This window comes from Pannonibacter phragmitetus DSM 14782 (assembly GCF_000382365.1).
GTDB classification, from domain to species: Bacteria; Pseudomonadota; Alphaproteobacteria; order Rhizobiales; family Stappiaceae; genus Pannonibacter; species Pannonibacter phragmitetus.
Genome location: NZ_KB908216.1, coordinates 293,291 through 307,276, shown reverse-complemented (window position 1 = coordinate 307,276; position 13,986 = coordinate 293,291). Strand labels below are relative to the sequence as shown.

Here is a 13,986-nt window from a genome sequence, read left to right as displayed (position 1 = left end):
GCGCAGGGGGCGCCTGTTGCAGGCCTTTTCATGCCCATGTGACCTGTGCTGTGCACAGGAGGCGTTGTCCTGTTCCGTGAACTGTCGTACAACGTTCATATGAGCGACATATGCCGTTCATATGAACATAATAAGAAGCGCGGGGACAAACACAGACTGCAGCCGGAAAGCCCGTCTTTCAGGCCCGGTTCGAGTGTTCCAAGCGCTGTGTGGAGCCGGACCCAAGAAGTGGGACGGTTCCCGTTTAGGGAGCAGGAAACCAATGGCTAAGCGTCATATCGCAGCCGGCCTCTTTGCCGCTGCCGCCCTCATGGGCACCACTTCCGTTTCGTTCGCTGCCACGGAAATCACCTGGTGGCACGCCATGGGCGGTGAACTGGGCCAGAAGCTCGAAGATATCGCCACCAAGTACAACGCCACGCAGAGCGAGTACAAGGTTGTCCCGACCTACAAGGGCAGCTACGCCGAGACGATGACGGCCGCAATTGCCGCCTTCCGCGCGGGCCAGCAGCCGCACATCGTTCAGGTGTTCGAAGTCGGCACCGGCACCATGATGGCTGCCAAGGGCGCCGTCTATCCGGTCTACCAGCTGATGGCTGATGCTGGCGAAGCATTTGATCCGAAGGCCTTCCTGCCGGCCGTCGTCGGCTACTACACCGACACGGACGGCAACATGCTGTCCATGCCGTTCAACTCTTCCACGCCGGTTCTCTATTACAACAAGGACGTCTTCCAGAAGGCCGGCCTTGATCCGGAAACCCCGCCGAAGACCTGGGAAGATCTCGAAAGCTTCTCCAGGAAGATCATGGAATCCGGCGCTGCAAAGTGCGGCTTCACTACGGCCTGGGTTTCCTGGGCGCAGACCGAGAACTTCTCCGCCTGGCACAACCTGCCGATCGGCACCCTGGAAAACGGCTTCGGCGGCCTTGGCACCGAGCTGACGCTGAACGGCGAGACCCAGGCCCGTCACTGGGGCAACCTGAAGAAGTGGCAGGACGAAGGTCTCTTCCAGTACGGTGGCCCGGCTGGCGGCAACGATGCTCCTCCGAAGTTCTATTCGCAGGAATGCGCCATTTACATGAACTCCTCGGCTGCCCGCGCTGCCGTGAATGCAAACGCCAAGGACTTCAAGGTCGGCGTCGGCATGCTGCCTTACTACAGCGACGTTCAGGGCGCTCCGCAGAACTCCATCATCGGCGGCGCCACCCTCTGGGTGCTGCAGGGCAAGCAGGCGGAAGAATACAAAGGCGTTGCCAACTTCTTCAGCTACCTCGCCTCGCCGGAAGTGCAGGCCGAGTGGCATCAGGCCACTGGCTACCTGCCGATCACGCAGGCTGCCTATGACCTGTCCAAGGAGCAGGGCTACTACGAGAAGAACCCGGGTGCTGACGTCTCCATCAAGCAGATGACGCTCAACGCCCCGACGGCCAACTCCAAGGGCCTGCGCTTCGGCAACTACGTCCAGATCCGCGCGATCATCGACGAAGAGTTCGAGCAGCTCCTCAGCGGTTCCAAGACCTCGCAGCAGGCTCTCGACGACCTCGTCAAGCGCGGCAACGAGCTGATCCGCGAGTTCGAAGCAGCCAACAAGTAAGCCTCAAACGGCAGGCAAGCCCGCGCATACCGCGCGGGCTTGCTTCTTTTTGCGTTCAGGGTGGGACCCATGCAGACAAAACGCGCCATCTTTCCCAACAGGCTGCTGCCCTATCTCTTGCTGGCGCCGCAGCTTGCGATCACGGGTGTCTTTTTCCTCTGGCCGGCCAGTCAGGCAATCTGGCAGTCGTTCCTCAGAGAGGATGCCTTCGGCTTCAAGACGACTTTTGTCGGGGTGGACAATTACATCCGCTTGCTGGCAGACCCCACCTATCTGAATTCGCTCTATGTTTCGGCGATCTTCGCCGTTTCGACGGCGCTGCTGTCGCTCGGTCTGGCTCTCGTGCTGGCCGTGGCCTGCAACAGCCTGATCCGCTCGCGCAATGTCTATTCCACCCTGCTCGTCTGGCCCTATGCTGTGGCCCCTGCGGTGGCGGGCATCCTGTGGTGGTTCATGTTCAACCCGTCGATCGGCATCTTCCCCTATCTGCTGCACGGGCTTGGCTACAGCTGGAACCACAGCACCAGCAAGGTGGATGGGATGCTTCTCGTCATTCTGGCGGCGAGCTGGAAGCAGATCTCCTACAATTTCATTTTCTTCCTGGCTGGCCTGCAGTCCATTCCGCAGTCGCTGCTGGAAGCCGGAGCCATCGACGGCGCCCGCCCGGTGAAGCGCTTCTTCACCATCGTGCTGCCGCTGCTCTCGCCCACCACCTTCTTCCTGATGGTCGTCAACTTCGTCTATGCGATGTTCGACACCTTCCCGGTGATTGATGCAACCACCAAGGGCGGCCCGGCTCAGGCGACCAACATTCTCGTTTACAAGGTCTATTCCGACGGCTTCGTCGGCCTCAACCTTGGCTCCTCGGCGGCTCAGTCCGTCATTCTGATGGCGATCGTCATCGTGCTCACCATCATCCAGTTCCGCTTCATCGAGCGGCGCGTGGCTTACTGAGAGAGACGCAAATGGTTGAGAACAAACCCTGGCTGACCGTCCTCACGCATCTTGTGCTGCTGACGGGCCTCTTCATCGTCGCCTTCCCGGTCTATGTGGCGGTGATTGCCTCCACCCATGGCCCGAATGACTTCATGTCCGGCGTCATCCCAATGCTGCCGGGCAACGAGGCGATTGCCAATTTCACCACCATGATGACGAGCGGCAACAGCTCGGCCGGCGCCCCGCCGCTCGGGCCGATGATGTTCAACTCGCTGGTCATGGCCCTGGCCATTGCCATCGGAAAGATCACCATCTCGATCATCTCGGCCTTCGCCATCGTCTATTTCCGCTTCCCCTTCCGCCAGCTGGCCTTCTGGATGATCTTCATCACCCTGATGCTGCCGGTGGAAGTGCGCATCCTGCCCACCTACAAGGTGGTGGCGGATCTGGGCATGCTGAACAGCTACTCCGGCCTTGCCATTCCGCTGATTGCTTCGGCAACGGCGACGTTCCTCTTCCGCCAGTTCTTCCTGACGGTGCCTGAGGAACTGATGGAAGCCGCGCGTGTGGACGGGGCAGGCCCGATGAAGTTCTTCCGCGACATCCTGCTGCCGCTCAGCCGGACGAATATCGCGGCGCTCTTCGTCATTCTCTTCATCTACGGCTGGAACCAGTATCTCTGGCCGCTGCTGGTGACCACCGACACGTCCTATTACACGATCGTCATGGGCATCAAGCGCATGGCCGACGTGGCTGATGCGCATCCGCAATGGCATCTGGTGATGACCACCGCCGTGCTGGCCATGCTGCCGCCGGTCATCGTCGTCATCGTCATGCAGAAACTCTTCGTCAAAGGTCTCGTGGAGACGGAAAAGTAATGGCTACCATCACTCTTGATAACGTCCGCAAGGTCTATGCCGGCGGCGTCGAAGCGGTCAAAGGCGTGTCCATGGACATTGCCGACGGCGAGTTCATCGTGCTGGTCGGCCCTTCCGGCTGCGGCAAGTCCACCCTGCTGCGCATGATCGCGGGGCTTGAGGAAATCTCCTCCGGCGACATCCGCATCGGCGACCGGGTGGTCAACCGGGTGGACCCGTCCGAGCGCGACATCGCCATGGTGTTCCAGAACTATGCGCTCTATCCGCATATGACGGTCTACAACAACCTCGCCTATGGCCTGCGCAACCGCGGTGTGCCGAAGGAGGAGATCGACCGCCGCGTCAAGGAAGCAGCGCGCATCCTGGAGATCGGCGCCTACCTCGACCGCAAGCCGAAGGCGCTGTCCGGCGGCCAGCGCCAGCGCGTGGCCATGGGCCGTGCCATCGTGCGCGAGCCGGCGGCCTTCCTCTTCGACGAGCCGCTGTCGAACCTCGATGCCAAGCTGCGCGTGCAGATGCGCGTGGAGATCAAGCGCCTGCAGAAGTCGCTGGCCACCACCTCCGTCTATGTGACGCATGACCAGCTGGAAGCCATGACGCTGGCTGACCGGCTGGTGGTGCTGAACGGCGGCCAGATCGAACAGATCGGCGATCCGATCTCGGTCTATGAACGCCCCGCGTCCACCTTCGTGGCCTCGTTCATCGGCTCTCCGGCCATGAACCTGATCACGACGGCTTCCGCCAACGGCCGCCTGTCGCTGCCGGGTGGTGCCGGTCTTGATGCGCCGGACATGGGCAAGGGCGCAGAGGTCATCCTCGGCGTGCGGCCCGAGCATCTGGCGCTGGCCAGCGAGCAGCCTGTGGAAGCGGGCGGCCTGACGCTGGACGTGGTGGCCGGTGTGCTGGAGCCGGTGGGGGCTGAAAGCTTCCTCTATGGCACCGTGGGCAGCGAAAGCGGGCCGCAGGTGGTCATCCGCGTGCCCGCCCATGCCCGCTACGAGACGGGCCAGCGTGTCAGCTTCACTTCCCGCGCCGCCAATCTCCATGCCTTCGACAAGGCAACCGGCAAGCGCATCGAAGACTGATCACGGCAGGCCCCCTGATCTGAAGGCCCGGCCCTGCGCCGGGCCTTTGCATGTCCGGGGTCAGAACCAGTCCGGCCTTGTCCGCTGTGCGGCGGGCGCTGTGCCCATCACGTCGAGATCCACCGCCCCGCTGATGCCGTTGACCGTGCCGCTCTGGCTGTATTGCCAGAAGGCATAGCCCGTCCAGTCCGGCGGCAGGGTGGGGGCCGGAGCCGTGGTGTAGTCGGCGACCCAGAGCGGGTAATCCGAAAAGTCCGGATTGCCGACACTGCTCCAGAAGCCTGGCGAGGCATAGATCAGCGGCTTCACGCGCAGATATATCTGCAGGACGTGCAAGAGCTGCGACAGGGCATAGCTGAACTCGGTATTGGTAACCCCATTGGTCTCTTCGCAATCAATGGCGGGCGGCAGGTCCGTCTTGCTGTCATAGCCTGCGGTCTTGAGCTGCCGGATGAACAGCTCGGCCTGATCGAGAAAACTCACGTTGGGTTCAAAGAAGAGATAGGGCCCGCATTTCAGCCCGGCCGCCTTGGCGCCCTGCCAGTTGGTCTGGAACATGGGGTCGACATAGGTCGTCCCCTGCGTCGCCTTGATGAAGGTAAATCCGATCCCGTCCGCCGCCACCTGTGCCCAGTTGACCGTGCCCTGATAGTGCGAAACGTCAATGCCATTGACCGTGCTGCTCATGCTTCATCTCCGCCGGGGGTGATGAGGGATGAGACGCTGAAAGCGGAAGATCGTGAGTGGCCGTTCTTTTCTTACAGCCCGAGCTCCTGCCGGAGCTTGCGGGTGAGTTTGGCGGCAACGAGGCCGTGGGCGGCGTGGATATAGGCGAAGAGATCTGCCTCGCTCATCGCTTCAAGGTCCTGAAGCTGGATCCATTTGGCGCGGGCGAGATAGGGGGCGGGGGCAAGGCCGGGCTGTTCGCTCAGAATCTGATAGACCATGTCCGAGCATTTGAAGCTGACGGCGGGCGTGCCCTTCCAGTCAGACCAGATGGCGAAGATCTTGCCGCCAACCTTCCAGACGGAGGCCCCTTCCCACTGGATGACGTGGGTGGTGGCGGCCAATGCGGCGCAGAAGCTGTCATAGCGGGCCCTGGTGGCCCGGCCGGAGGCTTCGTCTGCGACGTGCCCTTCATGAGCTTGTTTGTTAGCCATGTCCGGTTTCCCCTGTGGAGGGCGTTGCTGCCCCTTGCTTGAAACTGCCGCTGCCAGCCGCCATATTGAGATCAAGCGGGGTGATTGGCACCCCGGCTCCGGATGCCTCAGGAGAGGGTCCGGTTCTCAAGGTCGCTTTGTAGAGGACTTTGACGATGACGCGAATGTCAGCGTTTTCAAGCCCGTTCATGCTCGGCTTCGACGATATTGAACGGGTTCTCGACCGGGTGTCAAAAGCCGCCAATGACGGCTATCCGCCCTATAATATCGAACGTCTTCCCAAGTCGGACGAGCATGGTGAAGTCATTCGCATCACGCTGGCCGTGGCAGGTTTCACCCGTGATCAGCTCGATGTCTCCGTCGAGGAGCGCCAGCTGGTGATTCGCGGACGCCAGTCCGAAGACAAGTCCCGGCACTATCTGCATCGCGGCATTGCTGCCCGCCAGTTCCAGCGCGCCTTCGTGCTGGCGGAGGGCATCGAAATCCTCGGAGCCGATCTGAAGGATGGGCTTCTGTCGATTGATCTTGCCCGTCCGGAGCCCGAACGCGTTGTGCGCCGGATCGAGATCACCGCAAGGGACTGACTTTCACGGGGGCAGGCTCTGCCGCCCAATCAAGGAGACAATGCCATGACGCGCGACACTGATGAACGCGCAATGGACCCGCATGACCTGACGCCGGAGCTGTTCGCACGGCTCGGCGCCGGACAGGTGGGTTATCTGCGCCAGATGAGTTCCGATGATCTTGCCCGGCTTTTCCCGGGGGCGGCCCACATCGCCCGGGGCCTGCGCCTGTGGGCGCTGCTCAACGCGGACGGCACGCCGATCATCGTGGCCGACAGCCGCGAGGCGGCCCTCGCCAATGCCTATGAGCACGATCTGACCATGGTGCCGGTCCACTGATCTGATATCTGTCCGGGGTCTGAATAGAAAAAAAGGCGCAGCCCGTGAAGCTGCGCCTTTTGCGTTTGAAGGGATTTCGCTGAAGGGGTCAGGCCCCTTGCGGCAGGGCGCCCGGTGTCCGCGACGGCCGCGCCGGAGGCCCATAGGCTGGGACGGCAGTCCGGACGGAGGGGGCCGCAACAGCGGGCTTGGCCGGAAGCGGCGCGGGAGCAGGCTTGGGCACCTTGCGCCAGGGCTGGCTCTTGAACCAGGCAGCGATATAGGCGACCGCAGCAATGGCGGCGAGGCCTGCAATGTTGGAAATGGCCTGGATCAGCCAGTCGCCGCGCCCTCCTGCCATGTCGCGCAGGATCGCGGTGGCCTGAGCGATGGGAAGGCTGGCGAGGAACACGGGCAGGGACTGCTGGCCTACCTTGCGCAGCACCGCCACCACCGGGCCGGTAATGCGCCCCTCTGCATGCAGGCGCACACCATTGGGGCCCACGGCGGCATAGGCGATATAGGCCAGCGCCAGGAAGTGGACATAGCGCAGGATGCCGAGTTCGGTCTTGATCCAGAGGGGCTTGGAGGCATCCCGCAGGGCCTGGAACCCCGGCACGGCCTCGTAGATCCGGAAATTGGTGAAGGGGATGCTGACCAGCACCAGCGTAACCGCCACCCAGACAAGACGGCGGTCAACGGGCGGCGCCGGAATCCAGCCCTTCATGAAGGCAAAACCGGTAAAGAACACCAGCTGCCATGCGAAGGGGTTGAAGAACCACGGGCGATTCGACCAGGGCTCTGCCGGAAAGCTTACCATATGCAGGGTGGCGGCCACCCACATGCCGATCATCGCGGCAAAGAAGGCAATGCGGCTCTTGGCGGCGATGAACATCATCACCGGCACCATGGCGAGCAGCACCACATACATCGGCAGGATGTCGAAGTAGTTCGGCACATAGGTGAGGCTGAGCAGGCCCGGCAGGTTGCCCACCGGATCATTGAAGAAATTGCGCAGGTTCAGCGCCTGCACGTAATCTTCCCTGAGCCCGCAGCAGTGCTCCAGATAGCCGCTGTTCATGAGCGCGGCCAGGCCTGCGGCGATCACCAGAAACTGGCAGATATGTGCCCAATAGACCTGCCACATGCGCTGGCCGATGCGGGCTGTGCCCATCAGCATGCCGCTCTGGTCGAAGATCTTGCCAAAGGCAATGGCCGAGGCCATGCCGGAGCAGAAAACGAAGATCTCCGTCGCATCGGAAAAGCCGAAACGCGCCGGAATCCAGTTCGCCCACCAGCTCTGCGGCAGGTGGGAGATGAAGATGATGAACATGCCAAGGCCACGAAACACATCAAGGCGAATGTCTCGGGGTCTTTGCACGGCCTGAGCCGGCAGCTGAGGGGTCGGATGGAAGGTCAAGCGCTTCAGGCTCCCCGCTGGACAGTTGATCGAAATGCCACGCCGGAGCAGCGCTGCGCCGCAGACCAGGCATGAAACATGTGCAACACCGCGCAGCAGCACGGGCGGCAAATTGCCGTCCGGCGGTCGCGGCTGTGCCTGTGGCCCGGATGATGGGCGTGGGGCTTGGACGGCCGGACATGTCCGGCCGGACTTGCGCGCAAGGCTCCGGTCAGGCCTCTTGGCCTGAAGCCGGTGCTCCGTGCCTGTGACTGTCCGGGAGCGGACAGCCGGCGTGCAGCGGGCCGGGAGGGGCACGATGCCAGGGGCATGGTGGGGGAGGCATAGCCCCCCGGCCGCCCATGCTCAACCCTGAAAGGCCCTGCCGTCCGGAGGGTCTCCACAGATTTAGCCAGCTTATGACCGGCGTGGCCAAATGCTGATCCTGGTGCCAGCCTGCGGGCCGTATGCAATTGCCGCTGCATCGCAGCCTCCCTGTTGGACGAGCCAGAGTGCAGGGTCCTGATGGCAGATCTGGGGATGATCTGTGGCGGTCCTTGCCCAAATTTGCCGCCGCCGCGGACCGGGTTTCATGGGGGCTGGAACGCAGCGGTCCGCCATTTGGTTGCCTCTGGCGGCGCAGAATCTGCAAAATTGCGGCAGCATCTGGGAGAGAGTGAATAAAATCAGGGACTTGCTTTGCTTGCCGCAGGGCAATCACGGGTATTTGAACTTGCGCTCTACGAGGTTCCGGCTAAGCTCAATCTGTCTGCAACTGTTGAAAGGAGGTGAGCCCATGTCGAGTGAGACCCCGAGCCTGACCCTGATGTCTGGGCGGAACGGAACGGTGCTGGAGCAGCCTCTGGCAGCGCGAGGTTTTGCCGGGATCTGATCCGGACACGAGGTCAGCCGATCTCACGGAAGGGCCGCAAGCGCGGCCCTTCTTTGTTTTCGTGGGCTTTGTTTTTATGGGCTTTCTTTTACGGGATCGGACAGTCAGCCTTCTGCGGTCCGGGCGTGGGAGGAAAGGCCGAGGACCTTGCGGGCCATGCCGAAGGCAAAGCGGCTCCAGTTGCCAAGCGGATCAGCAGGCGGAAGGCTGACTGGTTTCGGCACCAGATGCCCCACCACGTCGCCGCATTCGAAGCTCAGATCGGCAGAAAACTTGCGGGCAAGGGCCTGCATGGAGCGGTTGGTGGCCAGGCAGTTCATGTAGATATGCTCGCAGTCGCGCGCTCTGGCGGCAATCAGCAGCAGCTCCATCAGGTCGGTGCCAAGCCCCAGGCCGCGCCAGCCATCCTCCACGCAGAAGGCGGCTTCTGCAGACGCGGCGCTGCCAACGGGGCGCAATTCTGCCGTGCCGCGCAGCACGCCGTCCTCGAAATAGCCGTAAATGACTGTATCAAGCGCAAAGCTGGTTTCCACATAGGCCCGCAGAAAGCTGTCGCTCACGAGCATGGCAAAGCGGCTGCGGCGGGTCTCTGGGTCCAGACGCAGGAGATGGTCACGGAAGTGGTGCTTGTCGGCGCTGCCCAAGAGGCGGATCTGCCCATTGGTGCTGCCATTGTTGTTAAGGTGCGGCATTCCAGCGGTCCTTCGGTGAAGTGACTCGCCGCCCTTGGGTCCTCCATAGACTTGGACCATATATGACGCGGAACGGCACCCGGATCAATCACGTTTGCCCCTTACGGTGAATTGGGGCATAGCGGGGGAAGAAATTTTTCGCCCTTGCGGTTAGATTAAACGTCCCTGTGGGGCAGGAAGGACTGATTCGACATGACACGAGTTGCAACGATCGCGGTACTGGCATTTGCCGTTGGTGTTGCCGGCTGTTCGCGGCTGGGCATGGATGGCGGCCGTTCGGCGGCGCCGCTGCCGGCTTCCCCGACGACGCCGGTGGCTGGTGGTCAGCTGCAGCCGCTCACACCTGCACCGGGCATGGTGACGAGTGACCCGTCTATGTCCGGGCCGCAGCCCGGCCAGATCATGGGCGAACCGCTGGGCGCGCCGCAGCCGGGCATGGCGGCACCTGGTGCCATGGCCTCGGTCACGCCGCCTGCTGGCGCCACGGAAGTGGGACGCAACGACATGCTCGGCGGCTGGAAGATTGCCTCCGGCAGCTCCAACTGCATGCTGTTCATGACCCTGACCACCTGGTCTGGCGGCTACCGCGCCAACACCCGCGGCTGCAATGACAGCACGCTCGCCGGTATTGCAGCCTGGGATCTGAGCGGCAAGCAGGTCGTCCTCAAGGATGGAACCGGCGCCACTGTGGCTCAGCTCCACGGGGTGGGCGGCGAGCGCTTCAACGGCCAGACCGTTGGCGGCATGCCTGTGTCTCTGTCCCGCTGAAGGCGGAAAAGCCTGAGCGCATACGGACTTGCACCCAGAACCCGTTTCCCGGAAATTTCACGGGAAACGGGTATGGCTATAAGGGTGTAACTATCGGATGCTGCTTGCTCATGGCGAAATACGACCCGCTGCGTGAACACCTGGCCCGTCTGGACGAAGTTGTCTGGGCTGCAAAGCTTGACGAACTTGAAAACATCCTCGGTGTCAGCCTGCCGATGAGTGCCCGGGAGCACCGGACCTGGTGGGCCAATTCCGGTGGCAGCCTTGTGCATCAGAATGCCTGGCTTGATGCCGGCTGGCGTGTCGATCACACCGATCTGCGCCGGGATCTGGTCGTCTTCCGCCGTCTGCGCATTTCCGGCACTTCCGCAGCTGGCGACACCAGCGGGCCCCAGCGCTCCGGACGTCATCAGGACGATCTTGATCAATTGCGGCGGCATGCCCGCGAAATGCGGGAACCGGTCAACCTGACCGTTCGTGCCGAGTGGACGGAAATCGGCATCGTGGCCGAAACCCCCTGCAACAGCCGCCTTGTGCCTGCGCTTCCGGGCCTCTACCGGCTGGCGGTTCTGGCGGACGGCAAGGTGCAGACTTTCATTCTGGATTCGGGCGATCTGGGCGCGCTGCACCGGGATCTTCAGCGGCTCAGCCACCCGGATGGGCAGGATGTGACCCGGATCGGGGAAAAGCTTGGCATTGCGGCTGGAACAGCCGCCATGGCCGGCATGGTAACGCCGGGCAACATCTGGCTGATTGCAGATGGCCGCGGCAAGCCGGCTGATCTGGCCAGCCCGGCCGGGCGTGAGCTGGCCGGCCGCCTCCTGTGCCTTCATGAAAGGCAGAACGGCCGCAAATCCCGTTTCGTGCGCCTGTGACAGCCTGCCGTCCCTGAAGGGCGGCCTGCTTCCGATGAGCTGGATGCCGGTAAGCTGGTTGAGCCCGTGCGGCGGCGGGTTGCCTTGCACTGACTGCCACCCCTTCCGGGGGCGGGGCAGGGTGCGTCTGCCAGCCAGCCGGACGTATGGCCGGTTCAGGTCCGCTATGTGCCGATTGCAATCCCTGGGGACACACCTTCTTGCGAGCCTGCGCGATGGTTGTATTCCGGTGGCAGTAGGCCTGCGAGAGGCCCCGCTTTCGCCGCTTTCCTCCTGCAATTGACGAGGAAGCTTTACGTTTGGGTGTCCGCCTTGTGCTAAAAAGCGCGCACCCGCTGGAGAAGGGGCTTGCGCCGACGTGGCTTTGTCCGTATCGCAACAGCGGAAAATTGTATGCGCTTGTGCGCAGTCGTGCAGCAGATGCCCGTCTGGCAGACCGTACAGGAAGGCGGAAGGCCATTCGGTGCAGGCGGAGAGCCTACATTGAAGCCGACGATGAACATGGATCTGCCGGTTGCAACAGCACTGGCCAGCAAGTACGACGCGCTGGTTGCATCCGGCGCAATTGCCCGTGATGACGCCCAGGTGGAAGTCGTCCGCAAACTCGACTCCCTTAATGCCCGCCTTGCGGAGGTCCGCCTCGCCTCGAAGAAGAGCGCGCTGGGCTGGCTGTTTGCGCGCAAGAAGAACGAGATGTGGGCTGCCGTGCATGGGCTCTACATCTGGGGTGGTGTCGGGCGTGGCAAGACCATGCTGATGGACCTCTTCATGGAAGTGACCGTCATCCGCCGCAAGCGCCGGGTGCATTTCCATGAGTTCATGGCCGAGACGCATGAGCGGATCTTTGCCTGGCGTGAAGCCCTGAAAAGGGGCGAAGTGAAGGGTGATGACCCCATTCCCCCGGTGGCTGACCAGATCGCCGCCGAGACCCGCCTCCTGTGCTTTGACGAGTTCTCCGTGACCGACATTGCCGATGCCATGATCCTTGGCCGGCTGTTCACGCAACTCTTCGCCAGAGGGGTTGTTGTGGTTGCGACATCGAATGTTGCACCCAATAATCTTTACAAGGATGGGCTCAACCGGCAGCTCTTCATGCCCTTCATCAACCTGCTGCAGAAACAGGTCGATGTGCTGATGCTCGATTCGCCGACCGACTACCGGATGGAGAAGCTGGGCGGCGCCGAGGTCTATATCAGCCCGCTTGGCGAGGCGGCAAAGGCCGCTGCCGACGGCATCTGGGAGAAGCTGACGAATGGCTTTCCCGAAGAGCGTCAGCAGCTTGACATGAAGGGCCGGCATATTGAGGTGCCGCGCGCGGCCAACGGTGTGGCCCGCTTCACTTTCGCAGATCTCTGCGCAAAACCGCTGGGTGCAGCGGACTATCTGCGCATCGCCCATACCTATGATACGGTCTTCATTGAGGATGTGCCTGCGATGGACCAGACCCGCCGGAACGAGGCCAAACGCTTCATCAATCTCATAGATGCTCTCTATGACAACGGGGTGAAGACGGTGGTCACCGCAGAGGTTGAACCCGATGGCCTCTACAGGGCGCCAAGCGGGGCCGAGGTGTTCGAATTCGACCGGACAGTATCCCGTCTCATCGAGATGAGGTCCGAGGCTTACCTGTCTGGAGACAACAGAAGTCATGCACGCGCTGATATGCATTCCGTATAGGTCATGCACGTAAGCGCGCAGGGGGCGCCAGAATCTTCAGGTGTCCTAGCGTAATATTCTTTTGATTGGCTTGCGTGAGCGGATCAAAGGGAGTAGTGCCATCCCCAGTCATCGGCGGATGGCGTGGAGTTCCATCTTACGTAAAGGGAAACTTTCGGACATGGCGCGCAATAAGATTGCTTTGATCGGTTCAGGTCAGATCGGCGGCACGCTCGCTCATCTTGCCGGTCTCAAGGAACTCGGGGACATCGTCCTCTTCGACATCGCCGAGGGCACGCCGCAGGGCAAGGCGCTCGACATTGCCGAGTCTTCCCCGGTGGATGGCTTCGATGCCAAGCTGGCCGGTGCCAACTCCTATGAAGCGATTGCCGGCTCCGACGTGGTGATCGTCACCGCCGGTGTGCCGCGCAAGCCCGGCATGAGCCGCGACGACCTGCTGGGAATCAACCTGACCGTCATGGAGCAGGTGGGTGCAGGCATCGCCAAGCACGCTCCGGACGCTTTCGTCATCTGCATCACCAACCCGCTCGACGCGATGGTCTGGGCCCTGCAGAAGTTCTCCGGCCTGCCCGCGCACAAGGTTGTCGGCATGGCCGGCGTCCTGGACAGCGCCCGCTTCCGCTACTTCCTGGCCGACGAGTTCAACGTTTCCGTTGAAGACGTCACGGCTTTCGTTCTGGGCGGCCACGGCGACACCATGGTGCCGCTGACCCGCTACTCCACGGTTGCCGGCATCCCGCTGCCGGATCTGGTCAAGATGGGCTGGTGCACGGCCGAGCGTCTGGAGCAGATCGTTCAGCGCACCCGTGACGGCGGCGCCGAAATCGTCGGTCTGCTCAAGACCGGCTCTGCCTTCTATGCTCCGGCTTCTTCCGCCATCGCCATGGCTGAAAGCTACCTCAAGGACAAGAAGCGCGTTCTGCCCTGCGCCGCAGCTCTCAGCGGCCAGTACGGCCTCAAGGACACCTACGTTGGCGTTCCGGTCGTCATCGGTGCCGGCGGCGTCGAGCGCGTCATCGAGATCGACATGAATGCCGACGAGAAGGCCATGTTCGACAAGTCCGTCGCATCCGTCGACGGTCTGGTTGAGGCCTGCAAGAAGATCCAGCCGTCGCTCGCCTGAGCCCGGTTGTAACCTCACAAGAATGA

The 13,986-nt window shown here is 62.2% G+C and carries 14 protein-coding genes; 10 read left to right on the top strand and 4 right to left on the bottom strand.

Annotation, left to right across the window (positions count from 1 at the left end; translation table 11 throughout):
* Positions 1-262: 262 nt before the first annotated feature.
* The 4 genes from ugpB (at position 263) to H163_RS0106355 (ending at position 4,493) form a co-directional block, all read left to right on the top strand.
* Complete coding sequence (ugpB, locus tag H163_RS0106370; protein ID WP_019963725.1) at positions 263-1,594, top strand: sn-glycerol-3-phosphate ABC transporter substrate-binding protein UgpB; 1,332 nt, start codon at positions 263-265, stop codon at positions 1,592-1,594.
* Between the two features lie 69 nt (positions 1,595-1,663).
* Positions 1,664-2,548, top strand: a complete 885-nt coding sequence (gene ugpA, locus H163_RS0106365) for a sn-glycerol-3-phosphate ABC transporter permease UgpA (RefSeq protein ID WP_019963724.1) — start codon at positions 1,664-1,666, stop codon at positions 2,546-2,548.
* An 11-nt stretch (positions 2,549-2,559) separates the two neighbouring features.
* Positions 2,560-3,408, top strand: coding sequence for a sn-glycerol-3-phosphate ABC transporter permease UgpE (gene ugpE, locus H163_RS0106360; RefSeq protein ID WP_019963723.1), 849 nt, complete (start codon positions 2,560-2,562; stop codon positions 3,406-3,408).
* A complete protein-coding gene (locus H163_RS0106355) occupies positions 3,408-4,493 on the top strand; it encodes a sn-glycerol-3-phosphate import ATP-binding protein UgpC (RefSeq protein WP_019963722.1) in 1,086 nt (361 codons plus the stop codon). The genes ugpE and H163_RS0106355 overlap by 1 nt, the downstream gene beginning before the upstream one ends.
* A 60-nt stretch (positions 4,494-4,553) precedes the next feature.
* Here the strand turns inward: H163_RS0106355 and H163_RS0106350 are convergent, their stop codons facing one another.
* Positions 4,554-5,180 carry a glycoside hydrolase family 25 protein gene (locus H163_RS0106350; protein WP_019963721.1) on the bottom strand — a complete coding sequence of 209 codons (627 nt, stop codon included), beginning with the start codon at positions 5,178-5,180 and terminating at the stop codon, positions 4,554-4,556.
* A 71-nt stretch (positions 5,181-5,251) separates the two neighbouring features.
* Complete coding sequence (locus H163_RS0106345; protein WP_019963720.1) at positions 5,252-5,653, bottom strand: MmcQ/YjbR family DNA-binding protein; 402 nt, start codon at positions 5,651-5,653, stop codon at positions 5,252-5,254.
* Between the two features lie 155 nt (positions 5,654-5,808).
* On the opposite strand from H163_RS0106345, the gene H163_RS0106340 reads away from it, so the two are divergent.
* Both H163_RS0106340 and H163_RS0106335 read left to right on the top strand, forming a co-directional pair.
* Positions 5,809-6,237 carry an Hsp20 family protein gene (locus H163_RS0106340; RefSeq protein ID WP_026355517.1) on the top strand — a complete coding sequence of 143 codons (429 nt, stop codon included), beginning with the start codon at positions 5,809-5,811 and terminating at the stop codon, positions 6,235-6,237.
* A gap of 45 nt (positions 6,238-6,282) precedes the next feature.
* Positions 6,283-6,555 (top strand): BQ00720 family protein, encoded by a 273-nt coding sequence (locus H163_RS0106335; protein WP_019963718.1) that lies wholly within the window; start codon positions 6,283-6,285, stop codon positions 6,553-6,555.
* 88 nt (positions 6,556-6,643) lie between these two features.
* Here H163_RS0106335 and H163_RS22305 read toward each other — a convergent pair whose 3' ends face one another.
* Both H163_RS22305 and H163_RS0106320 read right to left on the bottom strand, forming a co-directional pair.
* Positions 6,644-7,915 (bottom strand): OpgC family protein, encoded by a 1,272-nt coding sequence (locus tag H163_RS22305; RefSeq protein ID WP_280176596.1) that lies wholly within the window; start codon positions 7,913-7,915, stop codon positions 6,644-6,646.
* Positions 7,916-8,929: 1,014 nt separating this feature from the next.
* A complete protein-coding gene (locus tag H163_RS0106320) occupies positions 8,930-9,517 on the bottom strand; it encodes a GNAT family N-acetyltransferase (protein WP_019963715.1) in 588 nt (195 codons plus the stop codon).
* Between the two features lie 192 nt (positions 9,518-9,709).
* Here H163_RS0106320 and H163_RS0106315 point away from each other — a divergent pair, with 192 nt between their 5' ends.
* The 4 genes from H163_RS0106315 to mdh all read left to right on the top strand — a co-directional run bounded on the left by H163_RS0106315 (position 9,710) and on the right by mdh (position 13,960).
* On the top strand, positions 9,710-10,285 hold the full coding sequence (locus H163_RS0106315) for a protease inhibitor Inh/omp19 family protein (RefSeq protein WP_026355515.1): 576 nt from the start codon (positions 9,710-9,712) through the stop codon (positions 10,283-10,285).
* Positions 10,286-10,395: 110 nt separating this feature from the next.
* Positions 10,396-11,160 (top strand): DUF7662 domain-containing protein, encoded by a 765-nt coding sequence (locus H163_RS0106310; RefSeq protein ID WP_019963713.1) that lies wholly within the window; start codon positions 10,396-10,398, stop codon positions 11,158-11,160.
* Positions 11,161-11,655: 495 nt separating this feature from the next.
* Positions 11,656-12,837: a cell division protein ZapE gene (gene zapE / locus H163_RS22300; protein WP_019963712.1), complete on the top strand. Its 1,182-nt coding sequence runs from the start codon at positions 11,656-11,658 to the stop codon at positions 12,835-12,837.
* Positions 12,838-12,997: 160 nt separating this feature from the next.
* Positions 12,998-13,960 carry a malate dehydrogenase gene (gene mdh / locus H163_RS0106300; protein WP_019963711.1) on the top strand — a complete coding sequence of 321 codons (963 nt, stop codon included), beginning with the start codon at positions 12,998-13,000 and terminating at the stop codon, positions 13,958-13,960.
* Positions 13,961-13,986 lie beyond the last annotated feature (26 nt).